This is a genomic window from Veillonella sp. (assembly GCF_041333735.1).
In the GTDB taxonomy this organism is placed as follows: domain Bacteria; phylum Bacillota; class Negativicutes; order Veillonellales; family Veillonellaceae; genus Veillonella.
Genome location: NZ_JBGKFB010000001.1, coordinates 459,152 through 479,850 on the forward strand (window position 1 = coordinate 459,152; position 20,699 = coordinate 479,850).

The 20,699-nt window shown below is 36.8% G+C and carries 17 protein-coding genes; 5 read left to right on the plus strand and 12 right to left on the minus strand.

All coding sequences use genetic code 11. The features are described from left to right. Window positions 1–280: 280 nt before the first annotated feature. The 4 genes from ACDF53_RS02100 to ACDF53_RS02115 all read left to right on the plus strand — a co-directional run bounded on the left by ACDF53_RS02100 (window position 281) and on the right by ACDF53_RS02115 (window position 5,374). The gene (locus ACDF53_RS02100; protein ID WP_370815336.1) at window positions 281–1,729 is read left to right on the plus strand and encodes an aminoacyl-histidine dipeptidase; all 1,449 of its coding nucleotides are present in this window, start codon (window positions 281–283) and stop codon (window positions 1,727–1,729) included. 426 nt (window positions 1,730–2,155) lie between these two features. Further along, a complete protein-coding gene (locus ACDF53_RS02105) occupies window positions 2,156–3,025 on the plus strand; it encodes a GTP-binding protein (RefSeq protein WP_370815337.1) in 870 nt (289 codons plus the stop codon). Continuing rightward, entirely contained in the window at window positions 3,022–4,557 is a 1,536-nt protein-coding gene (locus ACDF53_RS02110; protein ID WP_370815338.1) for a permease, read from the plus strand. The genes ACDF53_RS02105 and ACDF53_RS02110 overlap by 4 nt, the downstream gene beginning before the upstream one ends. A gap of 52 nt (window positions 4,558–4,609) precedes the next feature. After that, window positions 4,610–5,374 (plus strand): TIGR03943 family protein, encoded by a 765-nt coding sequence (locus ACDF53_RS02115; RefSeq protein ID WP_370815339.1) that lies wholly within the window; start codon window positions 4,610–4,612, stop codon window positions 5,372–5,374. A 180-nt stretch (window positions 5,375–5,554) separates the two neighbouring features. Here the strand turns inward: ACDF53_RS02115 and ACDF53_RS02120 are convergent, their stop codons facing one another. Next, a complete protein-coding gene (locus ACDF53_RS02120; protein ID WP_024066798.1) occupies window positions 5,555–6,121 on the minus strand; it encodes a biotin transporter BioY in 567 nt (188 codons plus the stop codon). Between the two features lie 343 nt (window positions 6,122–6,464). On the opposite strand from ACDF53_RS02120, the gene ACDF53_RS02125 reads away from it, so the two are divergent. Next, a complete protein-coding gene (locus tag ACDF53_RS02125) occupies window positions 6,465–7,052 on the plus strand; it encodes a PepSY domain-containing protein (protein WP_370815340.1) in 588 nt (195 codons plus the stop codon). 395 nt (window positions 7,053–7,447) lie between these two features. On the opposite strand, the gene ACDF53_RS02130 is transcribed toward ACDF53_RS02125, so the two are convergent. The 11 genes from ACDF53_RS02130 to ACDF53_RS02180 all read right to left on the minus strand — a co-directional run bounded on the left by ACDF53_RS02130 (window position 7,448) and on the right by ACDF53_RS02180 (window position 20,613). Continuing rightward, window positions 7,448–9,232, minus strand: coding sequence for a hypothetical protein (locus ACDF53_RS02130; protein ID WP_370815341.1), 1,785 nt, complete (start codon window positions 9,230–9,232; stop codon window positions 7,448–7,450). Between the two features lie 524 nt (window positions 9,233–9,756). Then, complete coding sequence (locus ACDF53_RS02135) at window positions 9,757–11,028, minus strand: O-acetylhomoserine aminocarboxypropyltransferase/cysteine synthase family protein (protein ID WP_370815342.1); 1,272 nt, start codon at window positions 11,026–11,028, stop codon at window positions 9,757–9,759. Window positions 11,029–11,304: 276 nt separating this feature from the next. Next, window positions 11,305–12,264, minus strand: a complete 960-nt coding sequence (gene metA / locus ACDF53_RS02140) for a homoserine O-succinyltransferase (RefSeq protein WP_295782004.1) — start codon at window positions 12,262–12,264, stop codon at window positions 11,305–11,307. Window positions 12,265–12,325: 61 nt separating this feature from the next. Next, a complete protein-coding gene (locus tag ACDF53_RS02145; RefSeq protein ID WP_370815343.1) occupies window positions 12,326–13,510 on the minus strand; it encodes a MalY/PatB family protein in 1,185 nt (394 codons plus the stop codon). A 10-nt stretch (window positions 13,511–13,520) separates the two neighbouring features. Then, entirely contained in the window at window positions 13,521–14,654 is a 1,134-nt protein-coding gene (locus tag ACDF53_RS02150) for a PLP-dependent aspartate aminotransferase family protein (protein WP_370815344.1), read from the minus strand. Between the two features lie 152 nt (window positions 14,655–14,806). Continuing rightward, window positions 14,807–15,310 carry an ECF transporter S component gene (locus tag ACDF53_RS02155; RefSeq protein ID WP_370815345.1) on the minus strand — a complete coding sequence of 168 codons (504 nt, stop codon included), beginning with the start codon at window positions 15,308–15,310 and terminating at the stop codon, window positions 14,807–14,809. Window positions 15,311–15,368: 58 nt separating this feature from the next. Further along, window positions 15,369–15,773 (minus strand): PACE efflux transporter, encoded by a 405-nt coding sequence (locus ACDF53_RS02160; RefSeq protein WP_295868955.1) that lies wholly within the window; start codon window positions 15,771–15,773, stop codon window positions 15,369–15,371. A gap of 395 nt (window positions 15,774–16,168) precedes the next feature. Continuing rightward, window positions 16,169–17,635: a DASS family sodium-coupled anion symporter gene (locus ACDF53_RS02165; protein ID WP_105090113.1), complete on the minus strand. Its 1,467-nt coding sequence runs from the start codon at window positions 17,633–17,635 to the stop codon at window positions 16,169–16,171. 405 nt (window positions 17,636–18,040) lie between these two features. Further along, window positions 18,041–18,865, minus strand: coding sequence for a MetQ/NlpA family ABC transporter substrate-binding protein (locus tag ACDF53_RS02170; protein ID WP_005384421.1), 825 nt, complete (start codon window positions 18,863–18,865; stop codon window positions 18,041–18,043). 54 nt (window positions 18,866–18,919) lie between these two features. Beyond that, window positions 18,920–19,591, minus strand: coding sequence for a methionine ABC transporter permease (locus ACDF53_RS02175; protein WP_005381510.1), 672 nt, complete (start codon window positions 19,589–19,591; stop codon window positions 18,920–18,922). After that, window positions 19,591–20,613, minus strand: coding sequence for a methionine ABC transporter ATP-binding protein (locus ACDF53_RS02180; protein ID WP_370815346.1), 1,023 nt, complete (start codon window positions 20,611–20,613; stop codon window positions 19,591–19,593). The genes ACDF53_RS02175 and ACDF53_RS02180 overlap by 1 nt, the downstream gene beginning before the upstream one ends. Window positions 20,614–20,699: the final 86 nt, after the last annotated feature.

Here is a 20,699-nt window from a genome sequence, read left to right on the forward strand (position 1 = left end):
TGTAAAATCGTTAATCGTATAACCTCATTATACATTATTATTCCTATATAGCTAGTCTCTACATTTGCTAATGCTTACATTAACTATCCTAATAATCATTCTTGTGATATAACTATATATATACTAATTATTTATATATTCCATATATATGTCGGTGAAAGTTATCACTGAAATAAATCCAATTATTAGTATCAATTCGTATACTAATAAAATTACTACGTATTCAGTATAATCAATCAACATATATATCTATTATTACATCAGAATGAAAGGAACCATTATGGAATCAATCGTTCAAGCAAAACGCGTATTAGAAATATTTAAAGAAATGAGCCAAATTCCTCGTGAATCTGGCAACGAAAAAGGCATTAGCGATTATATCGTAAACTTTGCCAAAAACTTAGGTTTAGAAGTCCATAAAGACGACCAATATAATGTAGTCATCAAAAAACCTGCATCCCCAGGTTATGAAAATCGACCTTCTATCATCTTACAAGGTCATATCGACATGGTATGTGTTCGTGATCACGACTCTAACCATGACTTCACTAAAGACCCAATTGCCAATATCATCGAAGGCGAATGGATGCATGCAGACCACACTACATTAGGTGCAGATAACGGCATGGGCGGTGCTATGATGCTTGCTATTCTTGAAGATGATAGCCAACAACATGGCCCTATGCAATTATTGTTCACTACGAATGAAGAAACTGGTATGGATGGCGCTTTCGCTATTAAAGAAGGCCAAGTAAGTGGTGATTACTTACTCAACCTCGATACAGAAGTAGAACACGATTTTACTGTTAGCTGTGCTGGCGGTTGCCACGTTCACGTAAATATTCCTTTATTGCGTGAAAACAACCAACCTGGCTATGATGCAGGCTTATCCCTTACCGTAACAGGCCTTAAAGGTGGTCACTCCGGCATTGAAATTTGCGAACAACGCGCAAATGCAAACCAAGTATTAACACGTGTACTCTATGATATTCAACAACAATATCCTGTATGCTTAGCATCCTTTGAAGGTGGTGTAAAACATAATGCCATTCCTTCTAAAGCAGTTGCCGTATTATCCGTACGCGCTGAAGATGTAGAGGCTATTAAAACATTAATTGCATACCAAGAAAAACAATATCTCCATGAATATGGTATCCAAGATCCAGGTCTTAAATTTGTTGTAGAAGATGTCGCAACACCTGATGTAGTCTATGCAGATGATACAACAGAAGCTCTCATTACTTACATCTATCTTGCACAAGATGGTGTTCATTCTGTAAGCAAATCTATCCCAAATCTTGTAGAAACTTCTGACAACATCGCAATCGTACGCGAAAATGAACATACTATTGAAATACTCATCTCTATTCGTAGTTCTAACAGTAACAGCCTTGAATTCTTAGCAAAGAAAATGCTTCTTCTTGCAAAAACACTTGGCGTATCTGCAGAACGCACTGGTGGCTATCCAGCATGGGAATATGACAAAGGCTCCAAACTTGAAGAGCAAGCTATTTCCTTGCATAACGAAATGTTTGATACACCAGCTAATGTCAACGCAATCCATGCCGGTCTCGAATGTGGCTTGTTAAAAGGTGTACTACCAAATACACAAATGATCAGCTTTGGTCCTACTATCGTAAGTCCACATACACCAATGGAACGCGTTCATTTACCATCTGTTGAAAATGTATATGTATATCTAAAAGCTTTATTAGCTAAGTTACAATAAACATAAAACAGTAAATAATAACTATATACTTTATGTATAATTTGGTATACTAAAGGTAATCTAATTAGAGATTTATATTACGAATTCTCTTCTCACCCTCCTATAAGGAGTTCAGTCAACTCTCCCTCGACTGAGTCTTCTATAGGAGGGATTTTTTTATATTCTTCTCCCAAAACTTGAAATTAATATTTATTCATAGAGGAGTATCTCTTCATATATATGTAAATCGATATATACAATACTTTTCACAATTAATTATGAATATTAAATACATCTGTCACTATACTCATATATGGTATATAACCAATATATTTAATGAGAATTTTAAGAAAAAGAGAGCTTTCATAACTATGCATATACCCTAGGGTGTATTTTCTGTGTTATCCTATAGGTGTATACTGTGTTTACATTACTCAGGAGGTACGTATGATCCCTATTGTTATCATATCCGGATTTCTAGGGTCTGGAAAAACAACATTTTTACAACACATACTAAAAGAACATAAATCTACAGATAAAATTTTAATTATAGAAAATGATTTTGGTGAAACCAGCCTCGATGCAGCCAATCTTGCAAAAACAGGGGCTACCATTCGTGAAGTTACATCCGGCTGTATTTGCTGTAGCTTGCAAGGAAATTTCCAACAAGCACTGCTCGACATTCTGCAAAATTACGATGTAGATACCATCTATATTGAACCATCAGGGGTCAGCAAATTAAGCGAAATCATCCATACATGTGAGGATGAAGAGATTGCAAAATCCGCCTATGTTCATGCATCGGTAACCACCGTAGATGCCATGCAAGCACCTATGTTTATCAAAAACTTTGGTCTCTTCTTTAAGGATCAAATCACAAATAGTGATGCCATCTTCTTAAGTCATACCGAAGATATCCAACAAACAAGCATTACAAAACGTATGATTCACGAGTTAGCACCAAATACTCCAATTCATGAAGAAGCATGGAACACCATTGCGTTACGAGACTATATCAAACGCCTCTACCATTGTCATGACGACAATTCCTTACATGATGAGCATCTATTTATGAGCCATACATTCAAAGACTTGCGTACACTCACCTTAGTACAGTGGAAAACTATCTTAGAAGGTATGCCAGATACCGTACTCCGTGCTAAAGGGATTGTACCGACCGTCGAAGGACCTCATGAGTTGCAATACGGTACTCATTACTGTTCCCTATCCCCTAGTGAGTCCACGGACTATAGCTTAGTTGTTATTGGTACAGATTTTAATGTACCAATGGTACATAACGAAGTGTGTCAATCATGATACCTGTTTATATCGTTACCGGATTCATCGGTTCTGGTAAAAGTACTTTCATAAATGAACAACTACAACATCGTAAAAAGCTTGGTGGCACGGCATGTATCAGCGCCGAAGAAGGTGCTGTACCGCTCATCAAAGAAGGATTACAACTCAATCCTGATGTTCTTAGTGCAATTACGCCAAATCAACCTGATACATATAGTTCTTTAGCTGATGAAATCGTAAGCTATATCGACAAGGGAAAACCTAAAGAAATATGGATTGAATGGAACGGTATGATCAGCTTTCACCAACTAGAAGCCTTATTATATAATGATAAGCTAGGCCATTTATTACAAATCGAAAAGGTATTATATCTTTGTACAGACCAATTCGTCGCATCCATTTTGCCTGGTTTAGGTAATGATGTAACAAGCCAATTATATAGTGCCGATTGTATCATCACAGAAACCGATACACATCACGCCTTATTACGGACCTATAACAGTGACGCCAAGATTGTAACAGCCCCAACACCAGAAAAGGTAGCAGAATTATGCCGTAATTCTACGTGGGGACTCATACCGAATCTATTAGTTATCGGCATTACCGCCTACATACTATTAGTCACTGCCTTCCGTCATGACATTCCTTACTCCATTCACCAATGCTTTGCCATCATTACAGGGCTCATTATCGAGGCTATCCCGTTCCTATTATTAGGAACCATTGGTTCAACAGTTATTCGCTATTTCGTACCTCAACGAATACTGCTAAAACTATTAGGAGACCATTCTTGGAAGAGCTATGGTGCCGCTATGGTTAGCGGCTTAGCTTTACCAGTTTGCGACTGTGCTATTATTCCATTATTTAAAGCACTCACAGATAGAGGCGTACCATTATCTGTGGCCCTCCTATTTATGCTCGCCAGCCCAATCATCAATCCTATTACGATTCTATCCACTTGGTATGCCTTCCCGGATAATCCAATGATTTCTGTATGGCGTATCGTACTTGGCCTGGGCGTAGCTTTATTGGTAGCCTTATCATTCCGTTTTATACCACCATCTACGTCTATGATGAAAGCTAAAACGGCACAGAACCTAAGCTATGAAGAAATCGTATTAGAAGCGTCGAAAAGTAAGCATATCAATAAAAGAAGATTACTAATTCATATGGAAAAAGAGTTCTCCCAACTCTTATTCTATTTCTCTATTGCAGCTTGTGTACTATCCGTAGTTCAAGTGTATGGGAAGCCTTGGCTCATCAATGCCGGTATCACATTACCTGACGTGTGGGCTATCCCAATTCTGCTAATATTGGCATTCTTCTTCTCTGTTTGCTCTACATCAGATGCTATTATAGGCAAATCCTTGAGCACCCTGTTCCCTATGAGCTCAGTCATGGGTTTCCTCATCTTAGGACCTATGCTGGATATTAAAAATGTATATATTTTAAAACAATATATGCCTACATCATTCATTCTTCGTCTAGGCTTAACAATTGTAGTTATATCCTATTTAGCAGCATTAGGTTTTCAATTCTTTTTAAGCTAATGTTTAGTCATTACTATTTCAGTTCTTCATGAATATAAAAGGAGATGATTCTATGAAATTTGGACTGAAAGATCGCTTTTCCATTGTGAAAGGTTTACTCTACCTTATCTTAGGTATCTGCTGTGTATACCTAATCGTAACCGGTCGTTATTTGAATTATATTGCACCACGATATGAACTGCTATTAGGTATTAGTAGTGTAGCTCTCATACTAGGTGGATTAGCTACGGTTATTTGGGCTCCATCGCGCTATTATAAACACAACTGGCGCTCTATCGTACCTATCATTATTCCCGTAGTCTTGCTCATCGTGCCGCCTGTCCTAGTGCCTACAACTGGTGTTCAAGGTGCAGCACGCATCAATGACGATACAAACAACTTTGATTTTACAAATGATGCCATCGGCGAGGTGATTACTGTTAATAGTGAAAGTAAAGAGCCAGGCATTTCTAAAGACAAAAAAGAAATTGTATTAAACTCAGACAATTTTTATCAAACTATCGTAAAGGTTGGATCTAATGTAGACCAATACAAAGACTACACAGTATATATGACAGGCTATGTAAACCGCGATGATAACACGCTAAAATCTAATGAGTTTACTATTTCTCGTATGGCTATGTCCTGCTGTATTGCTGACGTGGCACCGATTGGCATGACCGCCCATAAAGCCGATGGCGATAGCTTAGCCAATGAACAATGGGTATCTATCGAAGGCAAAGTATCTACACGAGATTTCCACGGTCGTCAACAACCATACGTAGAAATTACAAAAATAAAATCAGCTGAGCCAATTCTAGGGTATGTATATCCTTAAACAGTCTGAAATAGGCTACACTAAACGGCCTTAAATCGATATCATCACAGACACTTACATAGATAGAATCAAATCATCTTAGATAAGATACCTAAAACAAATAAAACCGAGGCATAACGCCTCGGTTTTAATAAATATATAATTTTAACAAACATATAATTGTATTATATAAGAACTATATTATCGATGTAATTCTTTAACAATTCGTTTGCCAAGAGATGCAGCAACGGCACAAAGGAAGATGTCTGGACCTACTGGGATCAAAAAACATGTAATAATAACGGCCTCTACCCCAATTGGTTTACCTAAGTACAAATTCATAATGAAGTATAGATAAATCATACCAAGGCCATACACGATAAATAGATTTAATATGGATCCTGCCAATAATCGTTTAAATGACAATGTTTCCATAGACTCTGCAATACGGCCTACTGCATAAGCACCCACCATAAAACCAATTAAATAACCAAAGGTAGGTTGTAAAATGTAACCAGGGCCACCACCAGATGTAAAAATTGGCACCCCAATTAATCCTAATACAATATAAATGCCAACACTAGCGGCTCCTAATCGACTACCTAACACAATGCCTGCGAGGGTAGTAAATAAGATTTGTAATGTAAATGGACAATTTGGTAATGGTACCCGTATAAAAGCACCTACGGCAATTAATGCCACAAAGAGTGCTGTCATCGTTAATTGACGGGTGGTAATGCGACCTTGTTTCGATACTGTGGAACTCATGGTATACCTCCATTGATAACACATCAACAAACTACTAACTACCTAAATTAAAACACTTGTATTTTTAATTGTCAACTACGCATGTTGACTTTTAGTTAACTATGTAGTCTAATACTATATATACAATGATTTCAAGGTTTTTGTTTTTTTGACCATATATTATAGTTATTATCAATCATTTATAATAACTAAAAGATATACTCATCTTCATGCAAAAACTCATTAATTTCATCTTATATTCATATAACAATATTAAATTATATGTAAGTAGATTGAGTAAAATCTACTTTCACAAAATCGTAAAAAAAGAAAAATGATATTTTGGTATCAGGAGGCATTAATTATGAAAAATGTTAAGAAAGTATCCAAAGTTTTATGTGCATTCGGCGTTAGTACAGTATTATTAGCAGGTGTAGTTGGCGCAGCTAGCAACCATGCTTACAACAATAATAGCAACTGGAACGGTGTTGGTAGCGTAGCTCCATCCGCTCAAGCTAACTATTCTGTTGATTACATGGGCGCTGTTACAGTATTCCAACAAAACTTCCCTGGCGCATCTGTTAAATCTATTTCCTACGATGCTAAACACAACCCTTACTATGAAGTAGAAGGTTACTACAACAACCGTGAAGTAGAAATTAAAGTAGACGAAGCAACTGGTCAAATCGTTGGTAAAGAAGTAAAACGTTATGCAATCTCTCACAAAACTATTAACGTTCAAAACATCATCATCCCTGAAGTAGCTGAAACAAAAGCTCTTGAAAAAGTAGGTTCTGATTTCCAAACTATGGAATGGTCCGTTGAACGCGAAAACGGCCGAGCTGTATACAAATTCGATATGACAACTGGTGGCGACAAAAAAGCTGAAGTAAAAGTTGATGGCATGAACGGTAAAGTATTGAGCTCCAAAGTAAAAACTACAAAATACTAAGAATTTCCTTTCATCTAGTGAACCCCTATCCTAACCCACTAAGATGACACACTACACATATAACACACATACTATACACACAGTATCCATTGGATACACTCTCTAACACAAACTAACACACAAACTTAGAGAGCCCCCATGACTCACACAGGGCTCTCTCAAAATCCTATCTCACACAATAGGTAAATGGTCTGTGCTCACACACCACAGACCAAACGTTACACACACTATACTCCCTTAAAAAGACCTTGGATCGTTGAATCCAAGGTCTTTTATGATTATCTAACTATACTTATCAAAAAAATTCTAATAAAAATATAATTTATAGAGGTACAATAAGGTTATATTGGAGAGTAAAGATTCATTAACTTGCAATTTATTTCACATAATTGCTTCTAATTATCAGCCACTAGCTCTCTCCCTATTGTATACTCCAAGTAAGCATCGTAATTATCTATATTTATATCATCAGAATTATACTCAATTGACAATTTATTTAATTTTTCCTCTAAACACCTCTTCCCATAAATTGGTTCTTCTGTTCGATTTTTGGCTTCAACAAAAACGACCTGATTTGTTGTTCTTGTAGGGTAAATAATCATACCATCAAACTCACATAATTTACGCCCCACAGTATCCTTTTTATAAACTACAATACTTGCAGGTATGCTAATGCTTGTATCATTTTTTAAATCTCTTTCTAGCAAACCTAAAATAAATTCAACCTCATGATTAATATCTGCTGTTTCACAGGAGCCACGTAATAAATTTCTTAATTCATTCAATCGAGAAGTTTTCCCCCGAGTACATATAACACATTTTTTCTTATCTACTGTTGGTTTAATAACCGTAGGATTTTCATCAAACAAATAAAACAAGAAGAACTTCACACAAAGAATGAATCGTATATCCGTAGATTTAATAGGGCGTATTTTACGTAAATATTTCACTACACAGCGCATAACTTTAAATGCAGCATACCATTTTATTTGTCTACTACAGCTTTTTTTTACTGAAACCAAGATAGTTTGTTCACCAGATTGTCTGTTATAATATCCAACTCGTGTATTATTAATTCGTTCAAGTTCAGCAAGCAGCCCTGTAATACAGCCATATTCCTCTATAGAAAAAGTAATCTTTAAAATCTCATTATACGTATAATCTTTTCTATGGATATAATTTTTATTCAAAATACTACTTTTATCGAGAAATAGATTATCGTAATAGCATATATTAGCAATATTATTATTTTTTTTAATTTTAGAAACCATATTCCGTGAAATTTTATAATAACAAATAGCATTTGAGTTCTCATTATAAACAGTATCATCAAGTAACTTCGTGGCAGATTGTACTAATGAATAAGATGGTTGATTATTATTATACTCAGATAATAACTCTCTAAATAATAGTATCATTGCTTTCTCATTACATAGATCAATTATCAGTGGAGTTTCTGCAATATGTAAGTCATATGCCATATATGATACAAGTCTCACATTCCGAAATATTTCAAATACATATTTTAACTTGCTGTCTTCAGGTAACATAGACTCATTTATGTAAGCATATAAGATTTCTAATGCTAATAATACTGATTGTTTCCCTTGATCACATCGCTCTAAAATTAATATTGAATTCAATAAATGTAGCCGGTGATAATTTTTGCAATCCAAAATATTCTTCGCTGTAGATTTATACCTTTCATTTTCCGAAGCATTCACTATCTCATCATAAAATGACCTATCCTCCGATGCTAACATAGTAACAGCTCGTGATGCTGTAAAGGTATTATAAAAATGTCCAATATTATAAATAATACAAAGCAACTGCAGTATATCCGCAATTGACGGCTTATTATCGATACCATCAAAAGTACTTTGAAAGTCCTCTCCTGAAATTAAATTGTTATAACTCAGTCTTAAGTGACTTTGTAAATTTTTTTTTATTATCTGATGAAAGTATAATTGTAGAATAATATAATCATATCTACTCTTAGCTAATTTTTTTACTACTTTAATAACACCTAATTGAGGTATTTCTTTTACACGAGTAATAAATCCACTATTTTCAAGTTCATCCCATAATTCTGTAGCATAAGCATAAAGATCTATCTCAACTTTCATATTGTGTTTACGAGTTTTTTGTTTTGGCAGTAACTCATGAGAAATTATTGTCATATACAGATATCTCCTTATAATCCCCTAACAATCTCAGTTTTAAAATTCAGTATTAATATTTTTAACATATAATACTTTAAAACAATTAGATAAATATACCAATATGAACCTTTTAATAAGCTTTAATATTGACTATACTCTAGCATGTCACCCTTTTTATCCAATTAAAAAAATATAAAAATCTACTAAGAAAGATATTCTCGTTATATATAAATATGAATCAGTGTTATCTATATTGTTTCATATTTATATAAAAAAATAAATAATTCTATATTTTATATTTACTAACAAAAAATCTCGTAATATTCTTTCTATCACAAAAATAACACCATATTAATAAAATATCATTCATAAAATTAATAATTGATAAACCAAAAGACCTCCCACGAAGGGAGGTCTTATGTATAAGTTTTTATAGGTCTGATAGTTTGTGTTCTATTTCTTAAGCGAGGTCTAGCTTAAGGATGTCATTTGTATGTTCTGAAAGTTTGATCTATAGTATTTCCATAATGGAAGTACAAAAATTATGCTTTATCCAAAGCTTGTGCCAAGTCTTCGATGATGTCATCGATATTTTCAAGGCCAATGGATACGCGAATCATATCTGGTGTTACGCCAGCAGATTTTTGTTGTTCTTCATTAAGTTGTGCATGTGTTGTAGATGCAGGATGAATAACAAGAGATTTAGCATCTGCTACGTTAGCAAGGTTGGAGAAGATTTCCAAAGAATCCACAAGTTTAATACCTGCTTCTTTACCGCCTTTTACACCGAATGTGAATACAGCGCCAACACCGTTAGGGAAGTATTTATCTGCTAACGCTTTGTATTTGCTGTCTTCTAATTCTGGGTAGCTTACCCATGCTACTTTAGGATGTTTGCTCAAGAAATCTACTACTTTACGAGCATTTTCTACGTGACGTTCTACGCGCAAGGACAATGTTTCAACGCCTTGTAAGATTTGCCATGCTGCAAGTGGTGTAATGCATGCGCCAGTATCACGAAGCAATTGAGCGCGAATTTTTACAGTGAATGGAATTGGTAAATCACCATATACTAAACCATTGTAGTGTTCATCACCCTCGGAGAAGCCTGGGTATTTACCAGAACCTTTATAGTCGAATTTACCAGATTCTACTACTACGCCAGCCAATGTTGTACCATGACCACCAAGGTATTTAGTAGCAGAATGTACAACTACGTCAGCACCATGTTCTAATGGACGGAACAAGTATGGGGATGCAAATGTGTTATCTACGATCAAGATGATATTGTGTTTGTGTGCAATATCAGCTACGGCTTGTACATCAATAAGGTTGATGCCTGGGTTACCGATGGATTCGATGTAAACAGCTTTAGTATTGTCATCAATCGCTGCTTCGAATTCTTCCAAATTATCAGGGTTTACGAATTTAGTTTCGATGCCCAAACGTGGCAATGTTGCTGTGAACAAGTTATAAGTACCACCGTACAATGTAGAAGCTGCTACGATATTATCACCAGCACTTGCTACGTTCAAGATGGAGTATGTAATCGCTGCAGAACCAGATGCTACGGCGATACCACCTGCACCACCTTCAAGTTGTGCCACACGAGCATCCAATACATCTGTAGTTGGATTGCCAAGGCGGGAGTAAATACCACCAGGATTAGTCAATGCAAAACGGCCAGCCGCTTCTTCTGCATCTTTAAATACGAAAGATGTAGTTTGGTAAATAGGTACTGCACGAGAACCTGTTGGATCTACTGTATGACCAGCATGTAATTGTAATGTTTCAAATCTGTATTGTTTGCTCATTATAACAACTCCTTTATATTAACTGTGAATTGAGTTCGTTCTTTATACCTAGTATACTACTATGTTTTAAAAATTATGTCTACTACTATTTTATACAGTTAGCCATAACTTGAAACTATAGCAAACATGTTTTTACTCATAAAACACCTATCCAAAAGATGCCAATTCTAGCTATATATAGCCCTTACACTAAAAAAAGCCCCTAATTACTTGTCTAAAACAATCTCACTATAGAGACCTTTAAAAGTAATTAGGGGTATTTCTACTAATTATAACTTAGATATAAGCACCTAAGTTTTTATCACGTTCAAATTTCATTTTTTGGATTTGTTCAATGATGTATGGTGTTTCTTGGTATACATAGTAATTTAACCAGTTTGTAAACAACAATGTACTTACAGAACGCCAACGTACTACAGGACGTTGTTTTGGATCATCATCAGGGAAGTAATTTTCAGGAACTGCAATATCCATCCCCTTCTTGATGTCTCGTACGTATTCACGATTGAGTGTATCCCAATCGTATTCAGCATGACCGAATACAAAGATATGTTTATTATCTAAGCTACGAACGATAGCTGCCCCAGTCGGTTCAGAACCTGCCAACAATTCTAAGTTGCGATTTTCCTTAATTTGTTCTAAGGAAACGGTAGTATGACGGGAGTGTGGCATCCAGAACTTTTCATCAAAGCCACGCAAGAGTACTGGTCGATCGTTATAGATATCATGTTCGTATACACCAAACAACTTTTCATCCATAACGGATTTATTAATGCCGAAATGATGATATAAACCAGCCTGAGCACCCCAACAGATATAGAACGTTGAGTATACATGCTCTTCGCCCCAGTCCATAATTTCTACCAATTCAGACCAATAGTCAACCTCTTCAAAGGGCATTAGTTCTACAGGAGCACCAGTAATAATCATGCCATCAAAGAATTCATCCTTTACCTCATCAAAGGTACGGTAGAAGGTATCTAAATATTGCTCGTCCGTATTTTTAGCCTTACGAGATGCAGTATGCAAAAGGGTTAAATTAACTTGCAACGGGCTATTACTAAGAGCTCGCAAGATTTGAGTTTCTGTAACTTCTTTAGTAGGCATCAAATTGACTAGCAATATTTGCAAAGGTCGGATTTGTTGAGTCTCCGCCCGTTCTGTATCCATAACGAAAATGTTCTCTTGAGCTAATTTCGTAATGGCCGGTAAATTTTTTATTACTTTAATAGGCATACTATCACCTCTACACACTAAACAATTTGATAACCTAATCTAAACATTCTAACCGATATAATTAAAAGCCTCTAGCCTCGTAGGCACGACGCCAAGCTTCAAGGCCTTCTTCTAATGTTTTACGAGGGCACGCTACATTGATGCGCTCAAAGTCTTCCCCATCAACGCCAAACATGGACCCTGTATCTAGCCACAACTTAGCTTCATTGATAATCCATTCATCGCGTTCCTTAGGGCTTAATGGCAACTTAGAGCAATCTAGCCACATAAGATATGTCCCTTCCGGACGATATACGTGGATTTTCGGCATATATTCTGCCACATAATCAATGGTGAACTGAATATTATCTTGAATATATTCTTTTAACTCGTCGAGCCAAGGTGCACCCACTTTATAGGCCCCTTCGCAGCCAACAATCCCCATCGTATTTAATTGACTATACCCAGCGCGGTCGATTTCTTTAATAAAACGACGACGTAAGGAATCATTAGGAATGAAAATATTACTTACTTGTAAGCCAGCGATGTTGAAAGTCTTACTAGGAGCTGTACATACGATACAGTGTTCTGCATAGCTTTCACCAAGATCAGCAAAGACCTTGTGTGTATGGCCTTTCCAAACAAAGTCAGCGTGAATTTCGTCGCTCACGATGAGTACGTTATGTTTAATACAAATGTCGCCAAGACGTTTTAACTCATCCTCAGTCCACACGCGGCCTACAGGATTATGTGGGTTGCACAAGAGGAATAATGTTACATTTTCCTCCACGATAGCGCGCTCGATACCTTCAAAATCGATAGTATATTTTTCTTCCCCTTTGATTAATGGCACATTGATAAGACGGCGATCGTTATCATCGATAACCATGCTAAATGGATAGTACACTGGTTGATTGATGAGCACGCCTTCCCCTTCATTTGTGAAAGCACGAACCGCCATGGCCAAGGCAAAGACGATACCCGGCGTTTTAACAAGCCATTTTTGCTCTGGCGTCCAGTTAAAGCGCGTACTGAACCAATTTTTCAACACTTCAAAGTATTCATCATCGGATTCTGTATAGCCAAATACACCATGGTTTACGCGATCTAGCAAAATTTGCTTCAACTCAGGTGGCACCTCAAAGTCCATGTCTGCCACCCAGAATGGTAATACATCGGCTGGTTTACCACGCTTCACAGCAAAATCATATTTCAAAGATTTTGTGTGAGTTCTATCTAAAATTTGATCAAAATTATATTGTCCCATAGGAACTCCTTTATTTATTAAAAGCTTGTTCCAAGTCTGCAATCAAGTCTTCTGTATCTTCAATACCTACAGATAAGCGCAATAAACGACGTGTAATACCTTTACGCTCTGCATCTTCCGGTTTCAAGTCCGGATGAGTTTGCGTTACAGGATATGTTAACAAGGACTCAGTACCACCAAGACTTTCAGCAAATTGAATAAGTTTAATACCTTCTAGGATTTGTTTAGCTGTTTCTTCACTATCTACTTCGAAGGACAACATACCGCCAAAGCCTGTAGTTTGAGCTTTATTGATTTCATAACCTGGATGTTCAGGAAGGCCTGGGAACAACACTTTTGTAACTTTAGGTTGTTTTTTAAGCCATTCAGCAAGAGCAATGGCATTCTTTTGGTGTTGTTCCATGCGAAGTGCCAATGTTTTAACACCGCGGATAACGAGCCAGCTATCCATAGCAGATAAGCAAGCACCTACCGTTTTATAAGTTAAGCGCAACTTAGCAGCTAATTCATCATCATTTACAATGGTAAAACCAGAAATAACATCGTGATGACCACCGATGAATTTAGTACCGCTATGAACAACGATATCGGCACCTAAGTTCAATGGTTTTTGGAAATAAGGGCTCAAGAATGTATTGTCGATAATGACTAGTGCATTGCGGTCATGAGCTAAGGCACACAAGGCACGAATATCAGTAATCTCCATCATCGGATTTGTTGGGGTTTCAATATAAACAGCCTTTGTATTTGGTTTGAAAGCTGCTTTCACCGCATCAAGATCGGATGTACCAACATAGGTGAACTCAATGCCATTTTGTTCGTAAATATTTGTGAACATGCGGATAGAGCCACCGTACAAATCATCACCTAAAATGATGTGATCCCCAGGGGAGAATAGATGGAATACAGCGTCCACTGCGGCCATGCCGGAGGAGAATGCCAATGCATCCTTACCATCTTCAAGACCTGCAATCAATTGTTCCAAACGATCCCGTGTTGGATTAGACTCACGTGTATATTGATATCCTGTTGTATCACCCAACTTTGGATGGGAAAATGTACTAGACATATAAATTGCAGGGGAAATTGCACCAGTGCTATCTGGTCTACCGCTGCCATGAACGCATTTTGTATTAAATTTCATTCCATTCAACTCCTCATATTTGTATACAATATATTAATTATAAAAGTAGACAATGATTAAGGTCAACAAAAATGGGCACTCATACGCCATGAGTGCCCCTAAAAAGTCATATCTATTTTGAATGGCTTGCCATAACTCTAGGTTAAGTTAGCCTATTTTTTTGTACGTTTTGTAATAAGCAATGCCAAGATAATGCCTAAAGAAGATGTTACTAGTTGCGGCCAACTAGACACAAACAACATGGTATTTACAATCTTTGGTGGAAATTGGAATAGAGAAAAGAACAAGGAATATCCGCCGAACAGAACACCTGCTTTCACTAAAGCCGCCACAATGATTAGCAATACCTTTGGTTTATGTTGTAACCAATAGGCTACAAATACATAGGCAGTCGTACCAAGGGCCGTAATCAAAATAAACGGTGGCAACGGCAACATGCCTTGTAAGTGTGCCACAACTGGTGCAATCCAGGCAATAACGAGACCATTCTTCCAACCATAGCGCCATGTGGCGAGTACAAACGTAGCAGACGTGATGGAACCAATGAGGAACATACTCACCTGATTCGGAATAAATGGGAAAATAAGGCGCAAGCTTTGCGCCAATAAGGCTACGGCCAACAATAGGCCTGTGCCCGTAATAGATTTGGTAGACATAAGAACCTCCTACTATACAATATAGATTTTTAAGAGGTACTTACCTCATATAGTAAAACTAAGCTTCTACGAAATATAGACGTGCCCGATCATATACCCAATTATAAACATAAGTATAACCTAGGATAACCAATGTCATCGTTATATCCGTCACAAAAGCCATCCAAAAACTCATATGCATCATGTACATAATAATCGGTACAGTAGCAATCATAAATAAACCTTCAAACAATACCGCATGAATCGTACGGATTACAGGTCCTCGCTCTAATCGATCACCTGGTACTAGTTTATCAAATATCCAGTTAAACACAAAATTCCAAACCATAGCTAGCAAGGAAAAAATAACCATCAATACAAAGGGCTGTCCATCATGCGGAACAAACAACATTACCAAACAACCGATTAAAATACAACCAACCTCATACAAAATCGACTGTACCACACGCTCTGAAGCAGACATAACAAACACCTCCATCAGAAACCAGACAAGAAATTTACTATCACTCTACTATTATATTTATTTTTTTAAATTTGTCGAGTTATGTGGAGTATTGCCATTTTCGGATATAAAGGAAGCCCCTCGTAGTGTTCTGTAAGCTCGACTTGCCCACCTGAAGTGAGTTTTGCCATTTTAAGATAGAAAAAGCCGCCATATGTCTGTCCAGCGACTTGCGTTTCTCAAAGTGAGTATTGCCATTTCAGGATAAAAAAGCCGCATTGTATCTTCTAAGCGACTTGCCCTCCCGAAGTGAGTTATGCCATTTTCGGATATAAAGGAAGCCCCTCGTAGTGTTCTGTAAGCTCGACTTGCAAGGGATGGAGAGCGAGCAGAATGCTACGAGGGGCTCTATTTAATTATCCTAAAAGTGGCATTACGAACTCAATCCATGGAATACCCACCACAATAAAGATTGCGAGGTAGATAATCCCAAAGATAGCGCCTAATTTCCAGAATTCAGGACCTTTGTTATAGCCACTAGCAAACCAGATTGGGCTGTGACCTGTACCATATGGTGTAAGGATACCCATAATACCCATTGGTACTAATAGAATCAACATAACTTGAGCTGGATCAACACCAGGAATTTGAAGAATTAGAGTAGCAAACAAGCCTACCATAGCTGTTACATACGCTGTACCAGAAGCAAAGAAGTAACGAAGCAAGCAGAATGCTAACAATAAACCTAGAACAGCCATTGTTGGATCTAAAGAAACTAAAGAACCACCTGCAGATTTAGCAAGCCATTCTAAGAAGCCTACGTTCTTAAGACCAGAAGCCATAGGCACGAGTGTAGCGAACCAAGTCAAAACATTCCATGCTGGTTTGTTAGCAAGGAAGTCTTGCCATGTCATAATCTTAGTGAAAATCATCAAGATAATAACAATTAAAGCCGTTGTAGTTGGGTTTACTTTGAATGTAGAAGCACCAATCCATAGTACAAGAGCCAATACAGAAATCAAGGCCATGAAGATTTCACTACGTGTCATAGAACCTAATTTCTTGTATTCATCTTTTGCCCATGCTGCAATTTCAGGGGAACCTTTTACCTCTGGTTTGCAGAATACATAGGTCAATAATGGTGTGATGATGAACAAAATAAGACCTACTGGCAAGAATGCAAGGAACCATGTGCCCCAGTTAGCAGCTACGATACCAGATTTAGCAGACAATTCTAGAGCCAATGGGTTTGGCGCTGCGCCAGTCAAGAAAATAGAGCTAGATACACATGTAGTTGCCAATGCTACCCAGTTCAAATAAGAACCAATTTTACGAGGGTTCTTATCTGGATAGGAATCGAACATTGGGCAAATACTAGATACAATTGGATAAATCGTACCACCGGAACGAGCCGCATTACTTGGAATGAATGGAGCCAACACAAGGTCAGTAATAGCAATGGCATAACCAAGACCTAAAGAGGACTTACCAAGCTTTGCTACCAAGAACAAGGCAATACGACGGCCAAGACCAGAGTTTTCATAACCAATACCGATCATGAAAGCTGCAAAGATCAACCATACGATGGCATTAGAGAAACCACTGAGGCCCCAACTGATAGCTTGTGCATCAGTAATCGCCTTTGCTACACCAGTTGCTTTATCTACAACAGGTGCAGGACCTACTTTAAACAACATAGATACGGTAACTGCAATGATACCGATAAAAGCTGGTGGCATTGGTTCTAAAATCAACCCTACCACGAGGCCAGCGAAAATACTTACATAAATCCAAGAATTTGCGCTAAGACCTTCAGGAGCACCGATGAGCCATACAAGAATAGCTACTACAAGCGGTGCGAATAATTTCCAATTCAACTTCATTAGAAACTCTCCTTACTACTTCAAAACAAAAATTGCAAAAATTGCCTATTTAGTATATCAAAAATTTTAATAAGATGATATAAACTTAATCATAATACTTATTAATTGATAATAAACTTTTAGTAATAAATTTCATCCTACTAGTAGTAGAAAACGGCACCATTGTGAAACAAGGGACACATCACGAACTGATAGAGCGTGGTGGTCACTATAAAGAACTCTATGAAAACTATGCGGCAGGCATGACAGTATAAGTCAATCTAACAAAAGTTCCACCTTGTATCAGCCAATAATATCCTCATGTTATCTCATATAAATAGAACCCCTAATAAGTAAAAACTTATTAGAGGTTCTTTTATTTATTCCTATATAGCTGTTCGTGCCTATATATCACATTATTATATTCTATTCACCTTTTGGTACGAACCATAGGCCATTGTTATTTTTTTCCATGTAGTCTTTGAATTCTTGAGAGTGGTAAGCTGCTACGATGTCTTTTGCCCATTGTGCATCTTTGTTTTTCTCATTAACTACGAGTTGTAATAACCATTGTGGTAATACGTCTTCATTTGCCAATGCAGATTTAGGATCAATTTTTGCATTATAGATAATAGCGCCTGTAATAACGATATAATCAAAGTCAGTACGTACAGAAGGAATTGTAAGGGATTTCATTTCTGTAAATTTAAGATGTTTAGGATTTTCAATAATATCTGCTTGAGTTACTGTTGCTAAATCTTTGTTAGGATCAAGCTTAATCCAACCGATTTTTTGCAATAACGCATAAGCACGAGCCATGTTGGATGCATCATTAGGTACAGCAATAGTGTCGCCATCTGCCACTTGATCTAAAGATGTTTTAGACCCACTAAAGATACCTGCTGGTACTGTTGGAATTGGTGTTAATGCTACAAGATGACCATTTTGTTTTTCGTTAAAGTTTTTCATGTATGCTGTATGTTGTTCAACGTTAAAGTCAACCTCACCATCACTTAATACTTGGTCAGCTTGTACCAAATCAGACATATCTACGCCTTTAAAGGTATAGCCTTGTTTCTCCAAAATTGGTTTTACACCTTTTTCAAACAATTCAGAGTAAGGGCCTTGAGATTTACTGTAGGTTAACTCTTTTTTTGCACCATTATCGCTATTATTAGAACCGCAGCCGGCGATAAAAGCTACGCTAAATACTAATGCCGCACCAAGGGCAAGAAGCTTTTTAAATTTCATAGTATTTTCTCCTATACTTTCACAATCAATATAACTAAAATCTATTTCATCAAATTAGGAACGACGCGCACGACGTGCAAAGTAGTTTCCTATTGTTTGAATAATTTGAACAAAAATAATCAAAATAACTACGGTAAATAACATCAATGGGAAGTTCAACCGTTCATAACCATAGGTGAGGGCCAAATCACCTACACCACCTGCACCAATAGCACCAGCCATAGCAGTAGCACCGATTAGACCAATAGTACCCGTTGTAATAGATAAAATAAGCGAACCTTTTGCTTCTGGTAAAAGAAAATGCCAAATCACTTCAAAATGAGAGGCCCCCATCGATTGTGCTGCCTCGATAATGCCTTTATTAACCTCTAAAATAGAGTTCTCAAAAAGTCGAGCCAGATACGGTGCAATGAATATAACAAGTGGTACAATAGCCGCTGTTGTGCCAACACGAGTACCTACAATCATCTTAGTTAACGGTAATATAAACACCATTAAAATGATAAATGGTACGGAACGCACAATATTAACAATTGTATTTGTAATGGTATAAACAATACTATTTTTAACGATACCATTAGGATTTGTTACTACCAGTGTAACTGCGATAATTAGACCTAATACAGTACCAATGAATAGAGATAGGAACACCATATATAATGTCTGTTCTGCAGCTAATAATAACTGCGATCCTGGAACACCAAGTTCTTGCATGAAGAAATCCATTATAGTGTCACCTCCTGCCATTCAATACCTTGAGCAACAAGATACTCTTTTACCTTGCCCACCTCAAGATCATCGCCAATAAACTGAACAATGAATATACCAAGTACAGTATGTTCTAACTCTGTTACCGTAGCAAATAATACACTCGTTTCTAAATCATAGGTTTTATTAATATGATATAGAACATTATCTGTCGTATTATTTCCTAAGAAATGCATCTTAAGAATTGTGTATGGCCTTTTATCACAAGCTAATGTATGTTTCACTGTTGATGGAATTTCATTAGGAATTACAGTCCTAACAAATCGCTTTGTTGTTTCGTGTTTAGGTTTACTAAACACCTCAAGTACAGATCCGCTCTCTATGAGCTTTCCATGCTCCATAACTACAACTCGATTACATATTTTCTGAATTACATCGATCTCATGAGTTACGATAACTACTGTTACTCCTAGTTCACGATTAACACGTTCTAGTAATTGTAATATAGATTCTGTTGTATCAGGATCTAGAGCGCTAGTTGCTTCATCACAAAGCAATATGGATGGATCTGTAGCTAATGCACGAGCAATACCAACGCGTTGTTTTTGACCCCCAGATAATTCTCCAGGATATGCATTTGCTTTATCGCCCAAATCAACAAAGTTTAATAAGGTTTTAACCTTTTTATCAATGTCTGATTTTGGCACCTTATTAAGAATTAGTGGGATAGCCACATTATCATACACCGATTTAGCATTCAACAAATTGAACTGTTGAAAAACCATACCGATGCGCTTACGAACCTTTCTAAGCTCATTAAAACTTAAACCATTGATATTCACACCATCTATTTCAACATGACCAGAGGTAGGTACCTCTAAGGCATTAATCATGCGAAGCAGTGTAGATTTACCAGCTCCACTAAAGCCAATAATGCCAAATATATCGCCTTTTTCTATGGTAAAGTTTACATCAGATAATGCAGTAACCTTTTGCTTATTAACGTCAAACTCTTTCGTTACATTTCGTATAGCAATCACTGTACCACCTCTTTCCCTACAAATTAGTAGGAATTAATATCTTTCTAAAACATATCTTTAAGGTATGTTTTAATTGTATACTTAGA

What these genes read in the sequence shown, in the direction of transcription:
- ACDF53_RS02100 (WP_370815336.1), top strand. Translation starts at nt 281, where the DNA reads ATGGAATCAATCGTTCAAGCAAAACGCGTATTAGAAATATTTAAAGAA.
- ACDF53_RS02105 (WP_370815337.1), top strand. Translation starts at nt 2,156, where the DNA reads ATGATCCCTATTGTTATCATATCCGGATTTCTAGGGTCTGGAAAAACA.
- ACDF53_RS02110 (WP_370815338.1), top strand. Translation starts at nt 3,022, where the DNA reads ATGATACCTGTTTATATCGTTACCGGATTCATCGGTTCTGGTAAAAGT.
- ACDF53_RS02115 (WP_370815339.1), top strand. Translation starts at nt 4,610, where the DNA reads ATGAAATTTGGACTGAAAGATCGCTTTTCCATTGTGAAAGGTTTACTC.
- ACDF53_RS02120 (WP_024066798.1), bottom strand. Translation starts at nt 6,121, where the DNA reads ATGAGTTCCACAGTATCGAAACAAGGTCGCATTACCACCCGTCAATTA.
- ACDF53_RS02125 (WP_370815340.1), top strand. Translation starts at nt 6,465, where the DNA reads ATGAAAAATGTTAAGAAAGTATCCAAAGTTTTATGTGCATTCGGCGTT.
- ACDF53_RS02130 (WP_370815341.1), bottom strand. Translation starts at nt 9,232, where the DNA reads ATGACAATAATTTCTCATGAGTTACTGCCAAAACAAAAAACTCGTAAA.
- ACDF53_RS02135 (WP_370815342.1), bottom strand. Translation starts at nt 11,028, where the DNA reads ATGAGCAAACAATACAGATTTGAAACATTACAATTACATGCTGGTCAT.
- metA (WP_295782004.1), bottom strand. Translation starts at nt 12,264, where the DNA reads ATGCCTATTAAAGTAATAAAAAATTTACCGGCCATTACGAAATTAGCT.
- ACDF53_RS02145 (WP_370815343.1), bottom strand. Translation starts at nt 13,510, where the DNA reads ATGGGACAATATAATTTTGATCAAATTTTAGATAGAACTCACACAAAA.
- ACDF53_RS02150 (WP_370815344.1), bottom strand. Translation starts at nt 14,654, where the DNA reads ATGAAATTTAATACAAAATGCGTTCATGGCAGCGGTAGACCAGATAGC.
- ACDF53_RS02155 (WP_370815345.1), bottom strand. Translation starts at nt 15,310, where the DNA reads ATGTCTACCAAATCTATTACGGGCACAGGCCTATTGTTGGCCGTAGCC.
- ACDF53_RS02160 (WP_295868955.1), bottom strand. Translation starts at nt 15,773, where the DNA reads ATGTCTGCTTCAGAGCGTGTGGTACAGTCGATTTTGTATGAGGTTGGT.
- ACDF53_RS02165 (WP_105090113.1), bottom strand. Translation starts at nt 17,635, where the DNA reads ATGAAGTTGAATTGGAAATTATTCGCACCGCTTGTAGTAGCTATTCTT.
- ACDF53_RS02170 (WP_005384421.1), bottom strand. Translation starts at nt 18,865, where the DNA reads ATGAAATTTAAAAAGCTTCTTGCCCTTGGTGCGGCATTAGTATTTAGC.
- ACDF53_RS02175 (WP_005381510.1), bottom strand. Translation starts at nt 19,591, where the DNA reads ATGGATTTCTTCATGCAAGAACTTGGTGTTCCAGGATCGCAGTTATTA.